Annotated in this window: 6 protein-coding genes; all 6 read right to left on the reverse strand. The window is 34.7% G+C overall.

All coding sequences use genetic code 11. The features are described 5' to 3' along the window. Positions 1-223: 223 nt before the first annotated feature. Positions 224-892, reverse strand: a complete 669-nt coding sequence (gene fsa / locus FOT98_RS13685; protein ID WP_063261540.1) for a fructose-6-phosphate aldolase — start codon at positions 890-892, stop codon at positions 224-226. Positions 893-930: 38 nt separating this feature from the next. Continuing rightward, positions 931-1,824 carry a phosphogluconate dehydrogenase (NAD(+)-dependent, decarboxylating) gene (gene gnd, locus FOT98_RS13690; protein WP_063261541.1) on the reverse strand — a complete coding sequence of 298 codons (894 nt, stop codon included), beginning with the start codon at positions 1,822-1,824 and terminating at the stop codon, positions 931-933. 96 nt (positions 1,825-1,920) lie between these two features. After that, complete coding sequence (gene zwf, locus FOT98_RS13695) at positions 1,921-3,405, reverse strand: glucose-6-phosphate dehydrogenase (protein ID WP_063261542.1); 1,485 nt, start codon at positions 3,403-3,405, stop codon at positions 1,921-1,923. Between the two features lie 385 nt (positions 3,406-3,790). Continuing rightward, positions 3,791-4,267, reverse strand: coding sequence for a heme-degrading domain-containing protein (locus FOT98_RS13700; protein ID WP_061678964.1), 477 nt, complete (start codon positions 4,265-4,267; stop codon positions 3,791-3,793). A gap of 223 nt (positions 4,268-4,490) precedes the next feature. After that, on the reverse strand, positions 4,491-4,913 hold the full coding sequence (locus FOT98_RS13705) for a SpoIIAA family protein (RefSeq protein ID WP_080467655.1): 423 nt from the start codon (positions 4,911-4,913) through the stop codon (positions 4,491-4,493). 111 nt (positions 4,914-5,024) lie between these two features. Continuing rightward, positions 5,025-6,344, reverse strand: a complete 1,320-nt coding sequence (locus FOT98_RS13710; protein WP_001014164.1) for an aromatic amino acid transport family protein — start codon at positions 6,342-6,344, stop codon at positions 5,025-5,027. Positions 6,345-7,370 lie beyond the last annotated feature (1,026 nt).

A 7,370-nucleotide genomic window follows, 5' to 3' on the forward strand; every position in this document is an offset into this window, starting at 1 on the left:
GATAACAAAAAAGACACTCCATTATGAGAGCTACGTTTTCATAAACTTCACTCTCATAATGGGGCCTTTTTATAACCATTGTGCTGTTTTGAAACTGCATGGTGTCTTTTCATATTGCTGCTTTCATGTAATAAGGTACCAAACTCGGGATTTATTTTACAGGATGAAATTACATAGGGATTGGTCCTCTCATGAAATAGCAATTTGTGAAAACTTTACTTCCTTATAACTTAGGCGCTTTCGCCCAATCCGCAGCGAACTTTTCTATACCTTGATCTGTTAGTGGGTGCATAGCAAGTTGTTCAATTACTTTATAAGGAATTGTTGCAATGTGAGCACCTGCCATCGCTACACGAGTGACATGATCTGGGTGTCTAACAGAAGCCGCAATAATTTGTGTATCTAATAGATGAACATCGAATAGTTCAGCAATTTTAGCAACTAATAATACGCCATCTTCAGAAATATCATCTAAACGACCTAAAAATGGAGAAACGTACGTTGCACCTGCTCGAGCAGCTAAAAGAGCTTGATTCACAGTGAAAATAAGTGTAACGTTCGTTTTCACACCTTTTTCAGTAAGATAACGACAAGCTTCTAATCCTGCTAGTGTCATCGGAAGTTTTATTGTAACTTTTTCATCGCTACCGTTAATTTTAATCAGTTCTTCTGCTTGAGCGATCATCTCTTCGGCTGTAACAGCATCTGGCGTTACCTCTGCCGAAACAGATTCAACGTTAGGTACTGCCTGACAAATTTCTGCAATACGGTCTTCAAACTTAATGCCTTCTTTCGCTACTAAAGACGGATTCGTTGTAACACCAGCTAAAACACCTAGTTTATATGCCTTTTTTATGTCCTCAAGATTTGCAGTATCAATAAAAAACTTCATGATTTATTCCCTCCATTTTTTAACGTTAACGAGTTATATTATTTCTTTTCTACCGCATGTCCACCAAATTCATTGCGCAGTGCTGCTACAACTTTTCCTGTAAACGTATCATTGTCTAATGAGCGGTAGCGCATTAATAGAGACATTGCGATAACAGGAGTTGCTGTTTGAAGGTCTAATGCTGTTTCTACTGTCCATTTCCCTTCACCAGAAGAATGCATAACACCCTTAATTTCATCCAGTTTCGCATCTTTAGAAAATGCATTTTCAGTCAATTCCATTAACCATGAGCGAATAACTGAACCGTTGTTCCATACTCTTGATACTTTTTCATAATCGTAGTCAAATTCACTTTTCTCTAGAATTTCAAATCCCTCACCGATAGCAGCCATCATACCGTATTCAATTCCGTTATGAACCATTTTTAAGAAGTGACCACTACCAGCTTTTCCAGCATATAAGAATCCACTTTCTACAGCTGTATCACGGAAAATAGGTTCAACGATATCCCAAGCTTCTTGATCTCCTCCAATCATGTAACATGCACCATTGCGAGCGCCTTCCATTCCGCCAGAAGTTCCTGCATCCATAAAGTGAATACCATCTTTCTTTAATTGCTCATATCGGCGGATAGATTCTTTATAATGCGAATTACCAGCTTCAATTAAAATATCTCCTTTTGATAAAAGCGGTGTAATCTCATTAATAACAGAATCAACAACAGCATGCGGAACCATTACCCAAAGAATTCTTGGTGATTCCAATGATTGAACAAGTTCGCTTAAACTAGATGTACCTGTAGCACCGTACTCTTTCATTTCTTCCACTGCACTCGTATTTAAATCAAATGCTGCTACTTCATGTTTATGATCAATTAAATTTTTCCCTAAATTTAATCCCATTTTTCCTAAACCAATTAATCCTACTCTCATAATATAATTCCTCCTTGAATTACCTTTCATCATAAATACATGTTAATAAAATGATGAATATCTTTTTGTCATATTGCTTCACTTGTAAGAATGTACTTATTTTTTCAATTCCTCATCTAACCACCATTTAAACTCACTTTCTTGTAACAGAGCATTCGCAGCATCTGGACCATACGAACCCGACTTATATTCATGAAGTGGTAACAAGTTTTCCTCGAATGCTTCAAGTATTGGCTGTACCCATTCCCATGACAATTCAACTTCTCTCCAGTGCGCAAAGAATGTAGAATCTCCACATACAGCATCATAGATAAGTCTTTCATAAGCTTCAGGTATTCCCACTCCTGTTTGCTCACAAGTAAAATGAATACGGATTGGTTCAAGCTCGCCATTGTTCAATGGATTTTTACTATTTAATTGGAGTGAAACATTTTCATTTGGGCTAATTTCAATGATTAACAAATTAGGCTCTGCATTAGGATTACTATCTTGATATTGCTGTTTTAATGTATTTTTAAATTCAATTACAATACGAGTAGATTTTTCTTTCATTCTTTTTCCTGTTCGTATATAAAAAGGAACGCCCGTCCAAAATGCGTTATCGATCCATAGGCGCGCCGCAACAAATGTGTCTGTTTGAGAAGAAGGATTTACTCCTGGCTCCTCTCTATACGCTGCAACTTGTTGGCCCTTTATCTCCCCTGAAGCATATTGTCCGCGAATGATATGGTTCTGAACGTCTTCTTTTTTCACTTTACGAAGAGTCTCCATTACCTTTCGTTTTTCCTCACGAATTTCACATGCATTTATCTTTTCCGGCAAATTCATTGCAGTCATCATTAATATTTGCAACATATGATTTTGAACCATATCGCGAATGGCCCCTGCATGATCATAATATGCTGCTCTTTCTTCTACACCAACCGTTTCACTCGCTGTTATTTGTACATTCGCAATATGTTCTTTATTCCAAATCGATTGGAGAACAGGGTTTGCAAATTCAAGTGCTTCAATATTTTGAACCATTGGCTTACCTAAATAATGATCAATACGATATATTTCGTCTTCTTCAAACGTTCGGCTAAGCTTATCATTCAGCTCTCGAGCAGATGGAAGATCGTGACCAAACGGTTTCTCAATCATTAGGCGCTTCCAGCCATCCGTTTCATCGAGTCCACTTCCCTTAATATTTAAAGCAATGGTCTCAAAGAAGTCAGGAGTAACTGAAAGGTAGAACATTCTATTCCCTTGTATATTTTGTTCTTCTTCCCTTTCACGAACTACTTGTAATAACCTTTTATAGTCTTCCGGCTTATTCACATCTAACGGACAATAACGAAAATACTCTAAAAAATCTTCTACTTCCAGAGCACCTTCTTCCCTGCGACGAGAAAAAGTTTCTATGGATTCTTTTACTCTTTTTTGAAAATCTAAATGAGATACTTCACGTCTTCCAAGCCCAATAACGGATATTTGCTTTGGAAGCTTTTGATCTCTATATAAATTATATAGCGCGGGGTAAATTTTTCTTTTAGCTAAATCCCCTGTTGCTCCAAATAAAACAAAGGTCATTGATTCCAATTTCAGTCCCCCTCGTGATGTATAGTCATTTTTACTATAGTAAAAATGCATTGTACAGAAGCTGCCATTATTGTTGATTCACTCTTGCTTCTTAACTTTAAAATTTTTATATTTGTCGCTTTCTAATTGTCCCCAATATTAATAGTGGCAATTCAAAGCATTTTTACCACATACTACTTACCTATTTTAACTTATATAAAATAACTTAATTACTTTTAGTAATTTAATTATGTTATGTATTACATATTAACCACATAGATTATTATCGTCAAGAAAACTGTCTCGAATTAAAGATATTAATTCCGTAACATCTTATTAGAAATATGTTGAACTGAATAATAAAAAGGCAAGACCGAACATATTCTTGTTCGATTTTGCCTTTTTACTATTGCTTCAAATGATTTTTAACGGCCCTTATAACTAATTCATGATCCTCTTCTGGTGGTAATCCTGAAACTGTTATCATTCCAATAACCCCTACATCTTTTATTTGGACCGGAAAACATCCACCAAACGCAGCATAATCCGACCTATCTAAAAGATACTTTTCATTATATGGAACGCCCGTTATTTCACTTTGTATCTGCATATAATACGAGCTATGATTATGCAAAGAAACAACTCGTTTTTTACGCTCAATCCATTGCGTATTTTCCGCAGTTGTCCCTGTCATCTTGAAATGAAATAGTTGCACACCATTTTTTGCTATATCAACAGCAATCAATTTCCCTTCTTGCCTCGCCGTTTCAACGATAAATAAACCTATTTGCAAAGCATCTTCATTTGTAAAAGAGGAAAATTGAAGTGTTTCCTCCTCTATTAAAATTTGTTTACTGATTTCATTCAAATTTGAAGTACTCATATGTTTATCCCCCTTACTCACTTTATGCGACTCTATCGTACGACCTTTCCATATAACTAATACCGTAAAACGTACTCTTCTCTTCTTGGTGCTATTATGAATTATATTTAACTCATTAAAAATGTATGTCCTCTAGTGCTAAACATTTCGTATAGCAGTTTTCTTCCTGCTACATACAAGCATAAAAAAACCAGTTACTTAAGCAACCGGTTCGCTAACAATTTCATATGGAATATTCATTCAACCAAAGGAATGCTTGTTCATAATCACCAAAAAATTTCACAGCTTCTTTTGTATTAGATTGTTGTAAATAATTTAGTATCTCTCCTTCTTCAAGAAGAAAAGCAATTGCCTTACTATGACTCAAAATCGTTTCATTGAAAAACTTATCTTTCCATGCTTTTTGAACAGAAAAATGATCTGGTATGTATCCTTTTCTATCGACCAGTAATTTGTATTTCCGCCCCTCAGAAATGAATTGCTGACAAACTTGCTCGAAGCAATTAAACCATTCATACACATCATCTGTTTTAATCTTGCCGATAAGACGGGTAACAATTATATCTCCCGAAACCGTTGTACTAATATTCAGTTTACTCAACCTAAAATCATCTCCCTTAGCTACAATTATGCGGAAATATCTCATAAAATCAACAAGATAAAAATGTAGCGCATTAAAAAGGACAGACTCTCCAAACGGAGAAGCCTGTCCCAAAATCGTTCTATTTTATTTTGCATTAGAACTAACAATCGTGAATTAGAATAATGATTTAATACTTGCTAAAACAGTAAGTACACCTACAATAATAACAAATACGTTACTCATTTTCCCTTTGTATTTAGCTAGTACTGGTACTTTATTGATTGCATACATCGGTAATAGACATAAGATAGCAGCAACTAATGGACCACTTAGAGAATCAATAAGTCCAAGGATACTTGGATTTGTATAAGCAACAAACCAGCATGATAATACAACAAAAGTAAGAACGATTGTCTTAATTGTTTTTTCTTCAATTACTTTCCCACGTGATTTACCGAACTTAATAATCATGTCACGCATTACTTCAAACGCTCCGATATAATGGCCAAGGAAAGACTTTGTAATAGCCACAAAAGCAATGATTGGAGCTGCAATCGTAATTACAGGTGAATTAAGCTCATTCGCAAGATATGAAAGAATTGATAAGTTTTGCTCTTTTGCCATTTTTAAATCCTCTGGAGTCAAGCTTAATGTACTACTCCAAACGAAGAACATAACTACAGCGAATGTCATGATATAACAAACTTTTTGTATTTGCGCACATTTAGCATCAGTAGCTTCTATGCCATACGTAGCTCTCTGCTTCACAACAAATGATGAAATCATAGGTGAATGATTAAATGAGAATACGATGATTGGTAGAACCAACAATATCGTTCCAAAATATCCTGTTCCTGTTGAAGCAGTAGAAACAGCTGAGAAGCTAAGCATTGACGTATTCCACTGTGGAATTAAAGATATTGCGATAAACAGTAGAGAAGCTATGAAAGGATACACTAGCATACTCATGATCTTTACAGTAATATCTTGCCCAAAATTCAGTATAGCGATAAGACCAAGAACTAATACAAGTGATAAAATAGCCCTTGGAGGTTCTGGCATGTGCAATTGATGTACGATAAAACTACTTGCAGTATTTGTAAGCGCAACCGAATACATTAGTACGATTGTATAAATTGAACCGAAATATACGATGTTAAAAATGATACTTGCTTTATTTCCGAAATACTCTCTAATTGTACCTGTGATCCCCTCATCAGCAGAATTAGAAGCGTATATCATTTTAGCAAGTGCCCTATGTGAGTAATACATAACTGGATATGCAAGCAATGTAATTAGTAGTAATGATAATAATCCACCTGAACCTGCATTAATCGGTAAAAAGAGCACCCCTGCTCCAATTGCAGTTCCAAATAGGCTCAATGCCCATGTAGTATCCTGCTTATGCCACTTTTTCGGATCTGCATATTGCTCATTTTTTAGTGCGGTATTTTCAGCTTGAACTTCTATTTTCTTTGCAGTATTCCCGTTCATATAATAGCTCCCCCTTGTATTCTATTCTCGCGTCTCTCTTTATCGCTAACGAACATTTCCTATTTTAGAAAATGAATTCCTTACAAGTTGCCCTACATTGTATGTCCTTCATCAAAATGAATCCAAATTGAAACACTCGCTAGTTAGCGTCCTAATATAATTGTTAGCGTTCACAAAATTGTTTACTCGTAATATCCGCTCTTTATATAAAGACCGCTTAAGAGAACAATATAGAATAGACTTCATATAATACGTTGCAACATTTTTAATAACAGTGTATTACTTTAATGGTTTCTCTTTTTTACTTTTAACAGTAATTTTAGCTAAACCAGCCTCTCATCATTTGTGAGGCATTTCTTTCTCAATTCTATACATCACTTTAATAGCTTCGGCAGCATTTATGGTATTGATTACACAAGCCACTGAAGCACTTTACATACATTTCGCCTCTAACCACACACCTTTCTTACTAGTAATCGCATTTTTTATATTTTCTCCAGAGATAATAAAATTTCTCTCGACGCCCTCATTATAACGTGTATATTTATAAAATTAATATTTTTATATTTTCAGAAATATTAATTGGATATAATTTTACATGGATAATATTTTACAGTTAGCACAAAACCCTTGTCCCTATCACTTAAAACGGAATTTTTCAGCAAAAAACACAGTAAAATATTGTTTATCTAAGTTACTTATTTTAAAAATACTTATATATTTCTTTACCGAAAAATTTTATTTTGATTTAAAAAAGATATTCTATTAAATAATTAATGTGGTTAAAAAGAAACATCTCTTCAAATGTATAAACCGATTTTAAGGATATATATTACAGAAGTTGCATTCATATACATTTTTAACTTGATCGGTAACGAGAGAACCGCTAACCTTTTGCTAAACGAAAAAATAAAATAAGCTGCCCATATGGACCATAGCCATCAACTTAAGGAAATGAATAAAATTTAACTAAATGGGTCATCCTTCCATGCATACCGCAAGGAAGGATGACCCATTTTATGTATA

The sequence above is a fragment of the Bacillus sp. HY001 genome (genome assembly GCF_007558965.1).
GTDB lineage: Bacteria > Bacillota > Bacilli > Bacillales > Bacillaceae_G > Bacillus_A > Bacillus_A mobilis.

What these genes read in the sequence shown, in the direction of transcription:
- fsa (WP_063261540.1), bottom strand. Translation starts at nt 892, where the DNA reads ATGAAGTTTTTTATTGATACTGCAAATCTTGAGGACATAAAAAAGGCA.
- gnd (WP_063261541.1), bottom strand. Translation starts at nt 1,824, where the DNA reads ATGAGAGTAGGATTAATTGGTTTAGGAAAAATGGGATTAAATTTAGGG.
- FOT98_RS13700 (WP_061678964.1), bottom strand. Translation starts at nt 4,267, where the DNA reads ATGAGTACTTCAAATTTGAATGAAATCAGTAAACAAATTTTAATAGAG.
- FOT98_RS13705 (WP_080467655.1), bottom strand. Translation starts at nt 4,913, where the DNA reads ATGAGATATTTCCGCATAATTGTAGCTAAGGGAGATGATTTTAGGTTG.
- FOT98_RS13710 (WP_001014164.1), bottom strand. Translation starts at nt 6,344, where the DNA reads ATGAACGGGAATACTGCAAAGAAAATAGAAGTTCAAGCTGAAAATACC.